13 protein-coding genes are annotated in these 15,605 nt (G+C 64.3%); 11 read left to right on the top strand and 2 right to left on the bottom strand.

What is annotated here, in order from left to right; all coding sequences use genetic code 11:
• Positions 1-77: 77 nt before the first annotated feature.
• A complete protein-coding gene (locus ACTHNE_RS12675) occupies positions 78-755 on the bottom strand; it encodes a hypothetical protein (RefSeq protein ID WP_440269436.1) in 678 nt (225 codons plus the stop codon).
• Between the two features lie 48 nt (positions 756-803).
• Complete coding sequence (locus ACTHNE_RS12670) at positions 804-3,332, bottom strand: penicillin-binding protein 1A (RefSeq protein ID WP_440269435.1); 2,529 nt, start codon at positions 3,330-3,332, stop codon at positions 804-806.
• Positions 3,333-3,584: 252 nt separating this feature from the next.
• On the opposite strand from ACTHNE_RS12670, the gene ACTHNE_RS12665 reads away from it, so the two are divergent.
• The 11 genes from ACTHNE_RS12665 to ACTHNE_RS12615 all read left to right on the top strand — a co-directional run.
• Positions 3,585-4,643, top strand: coding sequence for a pilus assembly protein PilM (locus ACTHNE_RS12665; RefSeq protein WP_440269434.1), 1,059 nt, complete (start codon positions 3,585-3,587; stop codon positions 4,641-4,643).
• Positions 4,643-5,353, top strand: coding sequence for a PilN domain-containing protein (locus tag ACTHNE_RS12660; protein ID WP_324946901.1), 711 nt, complete (start codon positions 4,643-4,645; stop codon positions 5,351-5,353). Before ACTHNE_RS12665 ends, ACTHNE_RS12660 begins: the two co-directional genes overlap by 1 nt.
• Positions 5,350-6,015 (top strand): type 4a pilus biogenesis protein PilO, encoded by a 666-nt coding sequence (locus ACTHNE_RS12655; protein ID WP_324946903.1) that lies wholly within the window; start codon positions 5,350-5,352, stop codon positions 6,013-6,015. The genes ACTHNE_RS12660 and ACTHNE_RS12655 overlap by 4 nt, the downstream gene beginning before the upstream one ends.
• A complete protein-coding gene (locus ACTHNE_RS12650) occupies positions 6,012-6,536 on the top strand; it encodes a pilus assembly protein PilP (RefSeq protein WP_324946905.1) in 525 nt (174 codons plus the stop codon). The genes ACTHNE_RS12655 and ACTHNE_RS12650 overlap by 4 nt, the downstream gene beginning before the upstream one ends.
• 55 nt (positions 6,537-6,591) lie before the next feature.
• Positions 6,592-8,763 (top strand): type IV pilus secretin PilQ, encoded by a 2,172-nt coding sequence (gene pilQ, locus ACTHNE_RS12645; protein WP_440269433.1) that lies wholly within the window; start codon positions 6,592-6,594, stop codon positions 8,761-8,763.
• Between the two features lie 413 nt (positions 8,764-9,176).
• Positions 9,177-10,172 (top strand): AAA family ATPase, encoded by a 996-nt coding sequence (locus tag ACTHNE_RS12640; protein WP_324946909.1) that lies wholly within the window; start codon positions 9,177-9,179, stop codon positions 10,170-10,172.
• Positions 10,169-11,101, top strand: coding sequence for a DUF58 domain-containing protein (locus tag ACTHNE_RS12635; protein WP_440269432.1), 933 nt, complete (start codon positions 10,169-10,171; stop codon positions 11,099-11,101). The genes ACTHNE_RS12640 and ACTHNE_RS12635 overlap by 4 nt, the downstream gene beginning before the upstream one ends.
• A complete protein-coding gene (locus ACTHNE_RS12630) occupies positions 11,098-11,598 on the top strand; it encodes a DUF4381 family protein (protein ID WP_324946913.1) in 501 nt (166 codons plus the stop codon). Before ACTHNE_RS12635 ends, ACTHNE_RS12630 begins: the two co-directional genes overlap by 4 nt.
• Positions 11,591-12,568: a VWA domain-containing protein gene (locus ACTHNE_RS12625; protein ID WP_440269431.1), complete on the top strand. Its 978-nt coding sequence runs from the start codon at positions 11,591-11,593 to the stop codon at positions 12,566-12,568. Before ACTHNE_RS12630 ends, ACTHNE_RS12625 begins: the two co-directional genes overlap by 8 nt.
• Entirely contained in the window at positions 12,565-14,496 is a 1,932-nt protein-coding gene (locus tag ACTHNE_RS12620) for a tetratricopeptide repeat protein (protein WP_440269430.1), read from the top strand. The genes ACTHNE_RS12625 and ACTHNE_RS12620 overlap by 4 nt, the downstream gene beginning before the upstream one ends.
• A 3-nt stretch (positions 14,497-14,499) precedes the next feature.
• A partial coding sequence (locus ACTHNE_RS12615) for a BatD family protein (protein WP_440269429.1) occupies positions 14,500-15,605 on the top strand: 1,106 nt, incomplete at its 3' end.

Raw genomic sequence — 15,605 nt, 5'->3', positions numbered from 1 at the left:
TGTGATGCGTGGCAAGCCTCGGCCCCTCACCTCAATCCTCTCCCCGACAGGGAGAGGAGGCGAACGCGAATTGCACGTTATTTGATAACTGCGGCCAGCTTGCGTTCGAACTCGTCATCCTCGGCGCCTTCCTCCGCCAGCATGATTTCCACCGAGGCCAGCGATGCGCGGCGCATCGGCTTTTCATCGACGCGATCGAGCGGCGCCTGACGCAACGCGTTGTGCGGAAGCACGGTGATGTCGAACGGAAGATTGTCGGCGGCGAACAGCATCACCGGGTATTCGACCTGTTCGTCACGCGTCATGCGCAGGCGGCGCGTCTGTGTTTCGAACGGCACGCCGTGTTCGCGCAGATAGATGCCGACGGCTTCCGGATCGTCGCTGAAGACATGCAGGCATACCGCCGAGTGCGTATCGGCGGTGCCTTCCAATACCGCCCCGACCAGACGTGGTTCGAAGCGTTGCAGGAAGCGCATCGCTTCGACCGCCGCTTCGCGTCTTTCCCGCAGCAAGTGCGGCTGGCTGTCGGCCTGAAACAGGCGCTGGTGTTCGCGCAGCGCCTGTTCGATCTCGTGATTGCGGGGAAGCGCTTGTTCGTCCAGTACGCCGAGCCGTTCGGCGGCCTTGCGCTTGGCGCGATGGAAATCGCGGATGCCGTGTTCGCTCATCAGGCGCGCCGCCTCCTGGGCGACGCGTAACCGGGTGCGTTGCACACGATCGTGTGCGTGGATGCGATGGTGTTCGCCTCGTGCCATGTCGCGACCCTCGGTTTGCATCGTCCGGGGCAAGCCTACCCCAAATACTCAGAAGATGTCGTTAGTCTGGTCCTGATCCTGGTTCTGCTGTTGTTGTGCTTGGTTGTGCAGGCGATCGATGTCTTCGACCTTGAAGATTTCCTGCATCGCGTTCGGATCGCCCTGCGCGGTCGGCAGGCCGCTGTCGCGATTGATCAGCGCAGTGGTGATGCCTGGCGGCATCGGCAGGCTCTTTTCGGGCAGGCCTTTGAGTACGTCGCCGGTGTAGTTGATCCAGATCGGCAGCGCCGCCTTGGCGCCGAATTCACCTTTGCCCAACGAAGTGAAATCGTCGAAGCCGACCCACACCGCCGTCGACAGGTCGCCATTGAAGCCGACGAACCACGCGTCGCGGTGATCGTTGGTGGAACCGGTCTTGCCGGCAAGGTCTGCACGGTTGAGCGACTTGGCTGCATAACCGGTACCCATCGGCGACTGGATCACGTCCTTCATCAGCGAGGTGACGAGATAGTCGTTGCGGATGTCGATCACGTGCGGCGCCAGCACCGGCGGTGCCTTGCCGCTGTTGTGCACGTCGGCCGGCAGCGCCGTTTCACCGGCCATCGCTACGCTCGCGGCCGGGGCGGGCGCGTTGGACGAACTGGGCGATACGCCATTGGTGAGCATGTTCGTCGGCGGCGGCGCCGGAGGGCTGTTCTGCAGCAGGCGTTCGGAGCAATCGGCGCAGGCGCGTGCGGGATTGGCGACATAGACCGGCTTGCCGTCGCGATCGTCGATCTGGTCGATGAAATACGGCGTGACCAGGTAGCCGCCATTGGCGAACACGGCATAGCCGCGCGCCATGCTCAGCGGCGATACGGAAGCGGTGCCCAGCGCCATGGACAGGTTGTTCGGCAAGGCGTCGAGAGGGAAGCCGAAGCGCGTGACGTAGTCGCGCGTGTAGCGCACGCCGATCGCATCGAGCAGGCGCACCGATACCAGGTTCTTCGACTCGATCAGTGCTTCGCGCAGGCGGATCGGGCCGGAGAATTTGTTGTCGTCGTTGCTCGGCGTCCACAGGCCGTTCGGCTGCGACGGGTCGGGCAGGGCGATCGGCGAGTCGTTGATGATCGAGGCCGGTGTATAGCCGCGCTCGAACGCTGCCGAATAGATGAAGGGCTTGAAGCTGGAGCCCGGCTGGCGGGCGGCCATCACGGCGCGGTTGAACTTGCTGCGCTGGAAGTTGAAACCGCCGACCAGCGACTGGATGGCGCCGTTCTCCGGATCCAGCGACACCAGCGCGGCCTGCGCCTTCGGGATCTGCGTGAGTTGCCATGCGCCCTTGTCGTCACGGACCACGCGGATGATGTCGCCGGGCTTGAGCACCGTATCGACCTTGGTCGGCGCAGCGCCGACGCGGGTCTCATTGATATATGGGCGGGCCCAGTCCATCGCCTTCAGGTCGAGCTTGATCACCTGCTTGCCCGGCAGGAACACCGAGGCCTCGGTGGCGGACGAGGCGATCACCAAGCCGGGCACCAGGCCGGCCACATCCGTATAGCTGGAAAGCAGGTTGCCGTAGTCGGCGTCGCTGGCGTTCGGAGGCAGTTCCTCGTGGGCTTCCGGGCCGCGCCAGCCGTGGCGGTGGTCGTAGATAGCCAGGCCGTCACGCACAGCCGCGACTGCCGCTTGTTGTCGCGTACTGACCAAAGTGGTCTTCACGACGTAGCCTTCGGTGAGCGCATCGTTGCCCAGGCGCTCGAGCGCCTGCAGGCGCGCCATTTCGGCCAGGTAGGGTGCATCCACCTGCACCGGCTGCTCGTGCGGGGCGGCGTCGTCCGGGGCATGGATGGCTTGTTCGTACTGCGCCTGGTTGATGTAGCGGTGCTCCAGCATCTGGCCCAGCACCCAGTTGCGGCGGGCGATCAGCCGCTGGGTATTGGTGAGCGGATTGACCGCCGAGGGCAGCTGGAAGGTGGACGCGATGGCTGCGCACTGGGCCACGGTGAGTTGATCCAGCCGCTTGCCGTAGTAGTACTCGGCTGCAGCCGCGACGCCGTAGGACCGGTGGCCCAGGAACATCTTGTTGATGTAGAGCTCCAGGATCTGATCCTTGGTGAGCGCGCTCTCCATGCGCAAGGCGATGAACATTTCGATCAGCTTGCGCGAATAGAGCTTTTCCGGGCTCAGGAAAAAGTTGCGCGCCACCTGCTGGGTGATGGTGGAGCCGCCCTGGGTCTTGTTGCCGCCGGAGGCCACCACATGCAGGCCGGCGCGCATCACGCCGCGCCAGTCCACGCCCGGATGCGTATAGAAATCAGCATCTTCCGCTGACAGCACCGCATGCTTGAGCATGTCGGGCACCTGCTCGATGGGCACCGGGATGCGCCGCGTTTCGCCGAAGGTGGCGATTAATTTTCCGTCCGAGGTCAGCACTCGGAGCGGAACTTGCATGTGGTAATCCTTGAGTACATCCACCGACGGAATGCGCGGGGAGACCAGCCAGTAAGCCACCCCGATGGCTGCGGTTATCAGCAGGAGGCCACTAAAGCCAAGGATCAGCAGCCAGCGCAGTACAACTTTCAAAAATCGCGTCATGTGGTTGTTGTAGCGAGACTTGAGTCAAAACAGACCAAAGTATAGATGTTGCAGTATGTGGGGCATCAGCAACGGGTTAGCAAAACCTTAATCGGGGCGTCCGGCAGATTGGTCCAAATGTGCAGGCCATCACGCCAAAAGTCTCGAAGAAGTTCACGTAGGCCATTGCTATTGCATTAATTTTTGGTTCTAATGGCCCGGCAATCCTGCCAGTATCTGGCGGAAGCGCCAGGGGTCAAGGGGGAAGTCATCGTGGGGCTCTTTACACCCAAGAAGCCGCCGCTGGTAGGCGTCGACATCAGTTCGACCGCTGTCAAGCTGCTGCAGCTCAGCCAAGCAGGGGGTCGCTATCGCGTGGAGCACTACGCGATCGAGCCGCTGCCCCCGAATGCCGTCGTGGAAAAGAACATCGTCGAGGTCGAGGCGGTGGGCGAGGCGGTGCGCCGTGCGCTCGCGCGCGCCGGCGCCAAGGTCAAGCACGCCGCCGCAGCGGTGGCCGGCTCGGCGGTGATCACCCGTATCGTACCGATGCCGGCCGAACTGTCGGATGAAGATCTGGAAGGACAGATCCAGGTCGAAGCGAACCAGTACATCCCGTACCCGATCGAGGAAGTGAGCCTCGATTTCGAGGTGCTCGGGCCGGTGCGCGACAACCCCGAGATGAACAACGTCCTCCTGGCCGCTTCGCGCACGGAGAACGTGGACATGCGCGTGGCTGCGCTGGACCTGGGCGGGCTCTCCGCGCAGGTGGTCGACGTGGAAGCGTTCGCGATGGAAAACGCCTTCACGCTGATCGCCGACCAGCTGAACGTGGGTCGCGATGCGCTGGTGGCGGTGATCGACATCGGCGCCACCATGACCACGTTGTCGGTGCTCAAGAACCAGCGCACCATCTATTCGCGCGAGCAAGTGTTCGGCGGCAAGCAGCTGACCGATGAGATCATGCGCCGCTACGGGCTTTCGTATGAGGAAGCCGGACGTGCCAAGCGCAAAGGCGGCCTGCCCGAATCCTACGAAACCGAAGCCCTGCAGCCGTTCAAGGAATCGCTGGTGCAGCAGATCAGCCGCCTGCTGCAGTTCTTCTATGCCGGCAGCGAGTTCAGCAAGGTCGACCAGGTGGTGCTGGCCGGCGGCTGCGCGTCGATCGAAGGTATCAGCGCGATGCTGGAAGAGCAGCTCGGCCTGCCCTGCGTGGTGGCCAACCCGCTGGCGCGCATGTCGCTGTCCAGCCGCGTGCAGGCGCAGTCGCTGACGCAAGATGCCCCGGCGCTGATGATCGCGGTCGGACTCGCCATGAGGAGTTTCGACTGATGGCACACATAAACCTACTCCCGTGGCGCGCCGAACGCCGCAAGGTCCGTCAGCGCGAATTCTTCATGCAGCTCGGCGCCGCAGCGCTGGCGGCGATCGGCGTGATGTTCCTGTGGTGGTTCTGGATGGACATGCGCATCGACAACCAGAACGATCGCAACGCCTACCTGCAGGACCAGATCAAGCAGGTGGATGCGCGCCTGGCCAAGATCCAGGACCTGGAAAAAGTCCGCGCGCAGCTGTTGGCGCGCAAGCAGATCATCGAGCAGCTGCAGGCGAACCGTGCCCAGATGGTGCATCTGTTCGACGAACTGGTGAAGACCATTCCGGGCAGCGTGCGCCTGACCTCGATCAAGCAGAACGGCGACCAGATGGTGCTGGGTGGCGTGTCGCAATCCAACGCCAGCGTGGCCGAGTACATGCGCAACATCGAGACCTCGCCCTGGATGGGGCAGTCCGACCTCAGCAAGACCGAAAACAGCCACGACGCCTCGCGCATGCCGTACAGCTTCGGGCTGACCGTGGCGCTGTCCAAGCCCAAGGATGATGGCACTGCGGCGCAGGGCGCCGGCGCGCCGGCCTCGTCGGGTACGAGCGCCGCGCCTGCCGCACCGCTGCAGAACAAGCCTGCCGCCACGACACCCCCTGCAACTGCGCCTGCTCCGGCCAAGCCGGGCGCCGCGCCGGTCAAGGGAGGGGCTCAAGCATGAAACTCTTCGACGATCTGCGCAGTCTCGACCGCAACAACATCGGCGGCTGGCCGAAATCGGTCAAGACGTTTTTCACGGTGCTGCTGTTCGGGGTGATCATCCTGGTCGGCTGGTATGTGGTGATCAGCGATCAGCAGGACCAATTGCAAACGCTGGCCAACAAGGAAGAGCAACTCAAGAAGGAGTTCTCCGAGAAGCAGGCCAAGTCGGTCAATCTCGAAGCGCTGCAGCAGCAGCTCGACGAAATGAAGGACATGCTGCGCCAGTTGCTGCGCCAGCTCCCTAGCAAGACCGAAATGCCCGAATTGCTGGTGGATGTGTCGCAAACGGCGCTGTCGGCCGGCCTGCAGCAAGAGTTGTTCCAGCCAGGTACGGAAATCCCCAAGGATTTCTACGCCGAAAAGCCGATCCAGCTGAAGATGATCGGCACGTATCACCAGTTCGGCGCGTTCATCAGCGGCGTGGCCTCGCTGCCGCGCGTGGTGATCCTGACCATGCATGATGTGTCGCTGACGCCGCTCAATCCGCCGGCCAAGGGTGCCGAGCCCGCTTCCAACCAATTGCTGGTGCTGCAGGGCACGGTGAAGACCTATCGCTACCTCGACGATTCCGAGACCGGCGATACGGGCAGCAAGTCGAAGAAGCCCGGGGGACGGAAATGAGAGCCACGACTGCCATGAAGCTGGCGAAGCTTTCGCTGGTGATCGCCACCGCGCTCGTGCTTGGTGGCTGCACCCGCGGCATGGGCGATCTGCGCGACTGGGTCGCACAGGAAAAGGCCAAGCGCGGCGCGCCGATTCCGCCGCTGCCGGTGATCAAGACCTTCGAGACGTTCACCTACAACGACCAGGACAAGCGCGACCCGTTCAGTCCCAGCCAGGACGAGCTGACGCAGGCCAGCGGTCCGCGGCCGGATGAAGGTCGTCCGCGCCAACCGCTCGAAGCCTACTCGCTGGATAGCTTGAGGATGGTTGGCACGATCGGTGCTGCTGCCAACATGGAAGCCCTGGTCAAGGATCCCGGCGGCGTGATCCATCGCGTGCACATCAATGAATACATAGGCCAGAACTACGGCCGTGTCACCGCCATCACCGGTGACCACGTCGACCTGGTCGAATTGGTTTCCAACGGCAATGGCGGCTGGATGGAACGTCCGGCCAGCATCGCGCTTGAAGCGAAATAGGAATACAGGGGCTGATGCAATGACTAATCCCAATCAAACAGTCCGGAGTCGTGCCATGCACCTGGCCAGCCGTTGCCTGATCACCGTCATGGTGCTGGGCGCCGCCATCTGGGCGAGCGCCGCCGCAGCGGCCACGACGCTGCAGAACATCACCTACAAGACCCTGCCGGGAGGTCGCGTCGAAGTGCGCATGAACTTCGACAGCAGCCAGGTTCCGCAGCCGAACATCTTCACCACCGAGACGCCGCCGCGTATCGCCATCGATTTTCCCGATACCAGCAACGATGCGGCCCGTCACCAGGACATCGGTGTGGGTACCACCACTGGCGTATCGGCGATCGCCGCCGGCGGACGCACGCGCGTGGTGGTCGAGCTGATGCAGCCTTCGTCGTACAAGTCGAGCGTCCAGGGCAACAGCCTGGTGCTGGTGGTCAACAACGGCACGCAATCGCAGCCGGTGACCACGGCAGCCACCATCGATCCCTCCAAAGCACTGCCGTCGGCCACAAATGGCCCGGCCATCAGCAACATCGATTTCCAGCGTGGCGCGAACGGTTCGGGCCGTGTGCTGATCAACTTCAGCGGCACCGGCGCCACGGCCAACATGCATCGCCAGAACGGCAACCTCGCGGTGGACATCACCAACGCGCAGCTGCCGGCCAGCCAGGCACAGCGGCTGAACGTGCTCGACTTCGCCACGCCGGTGCAGTCGATCTCGCCCAAGTCCACGCCGAACGGTGCGCATGTCGACATCGCCATCGCCGGTGACGTGGAGACCTCCTCGTACCAGACGGGCAACCAGTACGTCGTCGAAGTGACGCCGAAGAAGCAGGAGTCGAAGAACACCAATCCTGCCTCGGACGCGCAGCCGGTCTATAGCGGTAGCCGCGTCACCTTCAACTTCCAGGACATCCCGGTGCGCTCGGCCCTGCAATTGCTGGCTGACGTGTCGGGCCTGAACCTGGTGGCCTCCGACACCGTGGGCGGCAGCGTCACGCTGCGCCTGGTCAACGTGCCGTGGGATCAGGCGCTGGACGTGATCCTGCGCGCCAAGGACCTGGACAAGCGCCGCGACGGCAACGTGATCTGGATCGCGCCGCAGAAAGAACTGGCCGACTACGAACAGAACGTCGCCGATGCGCGCTTCAAGGCGCAGGACACCGCGCCGCTGGTCACCACGTATCTGCCGATCAGCTATGGCAAGGCGGCGGATATTGCGAAGTTGTTGACCAGTGGTGCGCAGCAGAGCCAGGGCGGTGCCGGCGGCGGCGCGAGTGGTGCAGCAGGCCAGCACCGCGGGTTCCTTTCGCCGCGCGGCAGCGTGACGTTCGACCAGCGGACTAACACCCTGCTGATCAACGATACGGCGGAAAAGACGGCCGAGCTGCGCGCATTGGTGGCCCAGTTGGATCGCCCGGTGCAGCAGGTGTTGATTGAATCGCGCATCGTGATCGCTTCCGATGACTTCGAGCGCGATCTGGGTGTTCAGTGGGGTATCAACGGCCGACAGGTCAACCCGAGCGGCCAGACGCTAGCGCTGGGTAGCGGCCTGCTGCCGGCGACCTCCAGCGGCACTACCACCACCACCTACAACGGCTTGCAGAACTACCAGCAGGTGAATCTGCCGGCCACGCCGTCCACGGGTACCGCGTCGACCATCGCTGCCGCGATCCTCGGCAAGAACTACGCACTGGACCTGGAGTTGTCCGCGTCACAGGCCGAAGGGCGCAGCCAGCTCGTGTCCAGCCCGCGCGTGATCACCGCCAACCAGCAGGAAGCGGATATCCGCCAGGGTCAGGAAATCGGTTATGTGACGTACCAGAACAGCACCGGTGGCGGTGGCGCCAGCGGCACGGCGACGGTAGCCTTCAAGGACGCCGTGCTGGAACTCAAGGTGACGCCGACGATTACCGCCGACAACCGCGTGTTCCTGGCGATCAACGTGAACAAGGATTCGCTGCACAACTACATCACCGTGCCGGGCAGCGGCCAGGTGCCGGTGATCGATACGCGCTCGCTCAATACGTCGGTGCTGGTCGATAACGGGCAGACGGTGGTGCTGGGCGGCATCTACGAAATCAGTAAGACCGACAACCTGGCGAAAGTGCCGTGGTTGGGCGATATCCCTGGGATCGGCTTCCTGTTCCGCAGCACGCAACGCATCAACGACAAGGCGGAGCTGCTGATCTTCGTGACCCCACGCATCCTCAGCGACAGCCTGCAATAAGGCACGGCGTTCACGAAAAGCAGAAGGGGCGGCCAGCGTGCTGCCCCTTTTGTTTTGCGGAATACAAGACCAAACTTTCCCGTTGCGTTGTGGTCTTAAGGCAGCACTGATCAAGTATCGCCGTCGTCACCAGCCCTGTCTGTTCGCAGGCCATAGGGCTGTCGGCGAAGGCAGACTGGCCGTTTGTAGAGACGGGTACCTGCGGCATGCGGACAGACAGGGCTGGCCCACGGATCGGATTTAAAATGACGGGTGATGTCTGGAAGGCCCGCAGGCTGTGCCGCACGGCTTGGCAAGACGGCCAGTCTTCCCGGCGCCGCGCAACACAGCCTGCGAGCCTTCCAGGCATCATGACGACGGCGATACTTGGTCAGTGTTGCCTTAACGCCCACCAAGCAGTACAGGATTCTCGGATGGACATGCCCCAAAACCTCACACCCGGGCATCTGCAACACGCGTTTTCACGTCTTCGCGATGACCTGCAGCAGCACATCATCGGCCAGCCGCGGCTGATCGACTGCCTGCTCATCGCCCTATTGGCAGACGGTCATCTGCTGGTGGAAGGCGCCCCGGGCCTGGCCAAGACCACGGCCGTCAAAGCCCTGGCCCAGCGCGTCGACGCCGATTTTCATCGCGTGCAATTCACGCCTGACCTGCTGCCCGCCGATCTCACCGGCACCGACGTGTTCCGCCCGCAGTCGGGCAGTTTCGAATTCGAGCGCGGTCCGCTGTTCCACAACATCGTGCTGGCTGACGAGATCAATCGGGCGCCGGCGAAAGTGCAGTCGGCCTTGCTCGAAGCCATGGCCGAACGGCAGATCACGGTAGGGCGCAACACCTGGCATCTGCCGGACCTGTTCATGGTGATGGCGACGCAGAACCCGATCGAGCAGGAAGGGACGTTCGCCCTGCCGGAGGCACAGCTCGATCGATTCGTCATGCATGTGACGATCGGCTATCCGGACGCCGCCGCCGAGCTGGCGATCCTGCGCCTTGCGCGCGAACAAGCTGGCAAATCGCCGAACGCCGTCGCTCCCGCCACCGCCATGTTGTCGCAGGAAGACGTGTTCGCGGCGCGCGCCGCCGTGCTGGGCATCCATGTGGCGCCTGCGCTGGAGCAATACCTGACGCAACTGGTGCTCGCCACGCGTGACGCCGGACGCTACGGACCGGAACTGAAACGCTGGATCGCCTGGGGCGCCAGCCCGCGCGCCACCATCGCCCTGGATCGCTGTGCGCGCGCACACGCCTGGTTGTGCGGCCGCGACTTCGCGCTGCCGGAAGACGTGCATGCGGTCGTCTACGAAGTGCTGCGCCATCGCGTGCTGCTCAGCTACGAAGCGGAAGCCGAAGGCGTGCGCAGCGACAAGGTCATCCATCGTCTGCTGGATCTCGTTCCATTGCCGTGAACGCCGTGCTCGATCATCAAGCCGATGGCGACGGACGCGTCCGCGTATCGCTGTCTGAACTGGTTGCGCTGCGCGGCCGCGTCGCCCGCTTGCGCATGCCGCCACAGGATAGCCGCGCCACGCGCATCGGCGCGCAATCCAGCCGCCTATACGGCCGTGGCATGGACTATGCGGAATCGCGCGCCTATCAACCCGGCGATGACGTGCGCCGCATGGACTGGCGCCTGACCGCCCGCAGCGGCCGCCTGCACACCAAGCTGTTCCAGGAAGAGCGTGAAGGTCAGTTGCTGATCCTGCTCGATCACAACCCAAGCATGCGCTTCGGTACCCGCACACGTTTCAAGTGCGTGCAGGCGGCACGTGCCGCAGCCTTGGCCGCGTGGTACGCGATCAAGGCCGGAGAACGTATAGGCCTGGTGGCGTTTGGTGAAAACCAATATTTGCAGCGTCCACGTGGCGGCGTACGTGGCGCACTGGATGTGTGCGGCATGCTGGCGAAATGCGATGCCGTGCCGTCCAACCAAAGCCAGCCGCTGTCGCAGGCGCTGCAGCATGTGATCAAGCTCCAGCACGGCGCCAATCGTGCATTGCTTATCAGCGATGGACAAAGCAGCGATGCGCCCGCGCGCGATCGCCTGCTCGAAATGATGCGGCATACCGCGGTGCGCCTGCTGATCGTCGCCGACGTGATGGAACTGCAGGCGGTTCCGCCCGGCAGCTATCCCATCGAATACGATGGCGAACGTCGTCAGCTTGCGCTGCACTCATTGCCGCAGCGCGAAGCATTCCAGCACAGCCTGGGCGAAGGCCAGGCGCGGCTGGCCGCCATGGCCGCGTCGCTGGGCATTCCTTATCGCATCATCGATACCGCCGCCGATCCGCTGGATGCGGTATCCGCGCTGCTGCACAACGGCGGGAGGTCGCGATGAACGGCCATTTTCCTGCGACGAACGAGCTGCCGTTGCGCGACATCCACCTTCCGCCCAATCCACCGTGGTGGCCGCCTGCGCCAGGTTGGTGGGTGCTGGCGGCCGTAGTTTGCGTAGCCGCGGTGTTGGGGTGGCTGCTCTATCGCCGTGTGCGTCGCGCGCGCCTCTGGCGGGAACGCGTGCTGGCCGAGATGCGGCAGCTCGCCGACCGTCATGCGCGCGACGATGCGGCTTATGCCGCGGCCTTGCATCAGCTGCTGCGCCGCGCCGCATGGCGATACGCTGCGGACGCGCACCATTTGCAAGGCGACGCGTGGCGCGACGTGCTGGCGCAGGTGCCGATCGATACCGCGACGCTCGACACGTTGATGACGCTGGAAGCACGCATGTATCAACCGCACGCCGCATTCGATCGCGCTGCGGTAGAAGACGCGCTGCATCGCTGGCTGCACGCCGCATGGCGACGCATCCAGCCCATGGAGGCCGGTCGTGCCTGAATTCGCATGGCCCTGGGTATTCGTGCTGCTGCCGCTGCCGTGGCTGGCGTGGCGATGGTTGAAGCCCGCTTCGCCCGGGCAGGCGTTGCGCTTGCCGCATAGTTCCCTGTCGTGGGACGTGAGCCAGCACGTTTCCGCGACCAGCGCAGCGTCATGGCTGTTGGCGCTGGGTTGGCTGAGCCTGCTGATCGCCGCTGCGCGGCCGCAATTGCTGGGGCCGCCGCAGGCGCAGACCCACAGCGGGCGCGCGATGATGCTGGCCGTGGATCTTTCCGGCAGCATGCAGACGCCGGACATGGTGTTGGGCGGACAGCAGCTCAGCCGCTTCGGCGCGGTGGAAGCCATCGCGGGCGATTTCATTTCCCGCCGCAGCGGCGACGAACTCGGCCTGGTGCTGTTCGGCACGCGCGCGTTCCTGGTCACGCCGCTCACCTATGACTTGAATGCGGTGCGCACGCAGCTGCGCAGCGCGACCGTTGGCTTGCCGGGTACGGAAACCGCGATCGGTGACGCGGTCGCGGTGGCGGTAAAACGTCTGGCTGCATTACCCGTACAAGCGCGGGTACTGATCCTGCTCACCGATGGCGTGAACAATTCCGGCAGCATTTCGCCGCAGGACGCCGCGCGCGCCGCCAAGGCCACCGGTGTGCGCATCTACACCATCGGCATCGGCGCGACGCGCATGGTGGTGCCGGGCCTGTTCGGCGACAGTGTAGTGAATCCATCGGCGGATCTGGATGCAGACATGCTCACCTACATCGCGCATGAAACCGGCGGCCAGTTCTATCGTGCGACCGATGGCAACCAGCTCGCCGATGCCTATCGCGCAATCGATGCGCTGGAACCCATGCCGCAGCACGGCCCCAGCTTCCGCTTGCATCACGAACTGTTCCGCTTGCCGCTAGCCATCGCCGGTGCCTGCCTGCTGCTGGGCCTGCTTTGGCCGCGCTGGAAAGGGATGGGCGCATGAGCGAGGCGCTGCATCAATTTCATTTCTTGCAGCCTGCCTGGTTGCTGGGCCTGCTGGCCTTGCCGCTGTTGTTGTGGCTCAGCATGCGCGGCGATGCATCACAGCGTGCGCTGCATCGCCTGGTCGATGCGGAGTTGTTGCCGCATCTGGTCAGCGGCGGCGCGCGGCATGCGCGCTGGCCATCGGGCTTGCTCGCGCTGGGATGGACCTTGGGCGTGCTGGCGCTGGCGGGACCCGCCTGGAGCCGTATCGCCGAGCCGATGTTCGCCGATCGCGCGGCTCAGGTCGTCGCCATATCGCTGTCGCAACGCATGCTGGCGCGCGATGTGCCGCCCAGTCGCATGGAGCGCGCACGCTACAAGGCGCGCGATCTGCTGATGGCCAACAAAGATGGACTGAATGCGCTGATCGGTTACGCCGGGCAGTCGTTCGTGGTGGCCCCGCTCACTTCCGATGCGCATAGCCTGGATGCCTTGCTCGACGCGATGTCGCCCGATGTCATGCCGGTCGACGGCGACAATGCGGCGCAGGCCATCGAGCAAGGCGTAAAGCTGATTCATGACGCCAAGCTGGGCAATGGCTCGATCGTGCTGCTGACCGATGACGCCGATACCGCTGCGCAAGCGGCAGCGCGTGCCGCGTGGTCCGCGGGCGTGCGGGTTTCCGTGCTGGGTATCGGCACGCCGCAGGGTGTACCGGTTTCGCAAGCCAGCGGCGGTTTTGCGCATGACGACCAGGGCAACATACTCGTGGCCCGGCGCGATGACCAACACCTGCGCGCGCTGGCCGACGCAGGTCACGGCCGTTACGTGGCCATGAGCGCCAATGGCGATGACATCGCCGCCTTGCATGTCCTGTTGCAACCGACGCAACACGCATCGCGCGCGGATGGCCAAAGCAGCGACGTATGGGAAGACCGCGGCCCGTGGCTGCTGCTGCCGCTGTTGCTGGTGGCCGCGACGGCCTTCCGTCGTGGCTGGGTGTTGCTGTTGCCCCTGGTATTGCTGCCGATGTTGCCCACCACCGCGAACGCGTCCGGCTGGCAGGACTGGTGGCGGCGTCCCGATCAGCAGGCAGCGAGCGCGTTACGCCAAGGCGATGCGGCCAAGGCGCAGCAACTGGCGCAGGATCCGGCGTGGCGCGGCGCGGCGGCCTATCGCGGCAAGGATTACGCCGTCGCGGCGCAAGCGCTACAGCAGGCCAAGGGCGCCGATGCGCAGTACAACCTTGGCAATGCGCTGGCCAAGCTCGGTCGCTACCAGGATGCGCTAAAGGCCTACGATCGCGCCTTGCAGCTCGATCCACACAACGACGATGCGCGCGCCAATCGCAAAATCGTTGAAGAGGCGATGCGCAAGCAGCAGCAAAACCCATCCTCGCAGCAGCCGCAGAAGCAACCGTCCGGCGGACAGAGCGGGCAGCAACACCAGGCCGGCCAGAACGGGCAATCGTCAGGCCAGCAAGGTCAACCAGGCCAACAACAAAACGCCGGCCAAGGCGCGCAAGACAAGTCGAGCCAAAACCAGAACGGGCAGCAGCCATCGCAAGGCGCACAGCAGAACGGCAGCGAGCGATCCTCGGCGAACGATCGCTCGACGCAGCAGAACGCAGGCCAGGCCCCCACGCAGGAGGAACCCAAGACCTCGCCGGCACCCGCCTCCAGCAGCGAACGCGCGCAAGCAGCCAAGGCGCAACAAGGCCTGCAAACGCAAATGGATCAGGCGCTCGCCGGCAAGCAGGCCAAGGCGTCCGCACAGCAAGCGCACGAACTGGGCGTGATCGAGAGCGACGATCCGCTCGCCAAGCTGCCCAACGACGTGCGCCGCGATCTGCAGCGCGTGCCCGACGATCCTGGCGCGCTGCTGCGCCGCAAGTTCGAGCTTGAATACCGCGAGCGCATGGGTGCGCAACCCTCCGGGGGAGATTAAGTGATGCGTTGGTTGCTGCTGTTCTGCTTGCTGCTGTTGCCGTGCGCCGCCATGGCGGCAAGCGTGCAGGCGACGCTGGACCGCAACGACGTGCACCTGGGCGAAACCGTCACGCTCAATCTGCGCATCGACGGCACGATGAATGCGAACACGCCGGACCTGAGCGCGCTGGATCGCGATTTCGAAGTGCTCGGCACGTCCACCAACAGTTCGCTCAACATCGTCAATGGCCAGCAGACCGCGGAACTGATCATCGGCGTGGCCTTGCGCCCGAAGCACACGGGCGATCTGCAGATTCCGTCGCTCAGCGTGGCCGGCAACCAGACGCAGCCGTTGACGTTGCACGTGGGCGCGCCGGATGCATCGGCCAGCGCGAATGCCAGCAAGCATGTGTTCGTCGAAGTCACGCCCAGTTCGAATCATGCCTATGTCGGGCAGCAATTGCTCTACACCGTGCGTTTGTTCTTTGACCTCAATCTCAACAGCGGCAGCCTGGCCGATCCGCATGTCGATGGCGCGGAGTTGCGCAAGCTGGGCAACGACGCCGATTACCAGGCCGTGCGCAACGGCCATCGTTATCAGGTGATCGAGCGGCGCTATGCGTTGACGCCGCAACGCGCCGGTAGCCTGACCATTCCTTCGATCGAGTTCCAGGGCGAAGCGGTCGAGCCCGGCAATCCGAACGATCCGGGCGGTTTCTTCAATCCCGGCGGCTTGTTTGGCAACACCACGCCGGTGACGGCCAACTCGCCGGAAGCGAAGATCGACGTGCAGGCGCCGCCCGCGAATTGGGGCAAGACGGCCTGGCTGCCCGCACGTTCGCTGACGCTCAGCCTCGGGGGCTTGCCGAGCGACGACAAGATCACCGTGGGCCAGCCATTGAACCTGCGCATGCGCGTGGAAGCGCAGGGCGTGCCCGGCGATGCCTTGCCGGAGTTGAGCCTGCCGCCGATCGATGGCGCCACGGTGTATCCCGACCAGCCCAGCACGACCACGCGCGACGATGGCGAATGGCTGACGGGGCGGCGCGAACGCAATTTCGCTATCTTTCCGCAGCATGCCGGCACGCTGACCATTCCGGAAATCACGCTCACCTGGTTCGACGTGCA

Source organism: Dyella sp. (assembly GCF_051954575.1).
Taxonomy (GTDB): domain Bacteria; phylum Pseudomonadota; class Gammaproteobacteria; order Xanthomonadales; family Rhodanobacteraceae; genus Dyella_B.
The sequence above is the reverse complement of the archived record's forward strand: the minus strand, read 5'-3'. Positions and strand labels throughout refer to the sequence as shown.

Bases quoted from the DNA above. Each gene is read 5' to 3' on its own strand.
- pilQ (WP_440269433.1), top strand. From the start codon at position 6,592: ATGCACCTGGCCAGCCGTTGCCTGATCACCGTCATGGTGCTGGGCGCC.
- ACTHNE_RS12660 (WP_324946901.1), top strand. From the start codon at position 4,643: ATGGCACACATAAACCTACTCCCGTGGCGCGCCGAACGCCGCAAGGTC.
- ACTHNE_RS12620 (WP_440269430.1), top strand. From the start codon at position 12,565: ATGAGCGAGGCGCTGCATCAATTTCATTTCTTGCAGCCTGCCTGGTTG.
- ACTHNE_RS12640 (WP_324946909.1), top strand. From the start codon at position 9,177: ATGGACATGCCCCAAAACCTCACACCCGGGCATCTGCAACACGCGTTT.
- ACTHNE_RS12630 (WP_324946913.1), top strand. From the start codon at position 11,098: ATGAACGGCCATTTTCCTGCGACGAACGAGCTGCCGTTGCGCGACATC.
- ACTHNE_RS12655 (WP_324946903.1), top strand. From the start codon at position 5,350: ATGAAACTCTTCGACGATCTGCGCAGTCTCGACCGCAACAACATCGGC.
- ACTHNE_RS12650 (WP_324946905.1), top strand. From the start codon at position 6,012: ATGAGAGCCACGACTGCCATGAAGCTGGCGAAGCTTTCGCTGGTGATC.
- ACTHNE_RS12670 (WP_440269435.1), bottom strand. From the start codon at position 3,332: ATGACGCGATTTTTGAAAGTTGTACTGCGCTGGCTGCTGATCCTTGGC.
- ACTHNE_RS12675 (WP_440269436.1), bottom strand. From the start codon at position 755: ATGGCACGAGGCGAACACCATCGCATCCACGCACACGATCGTGTGCAA.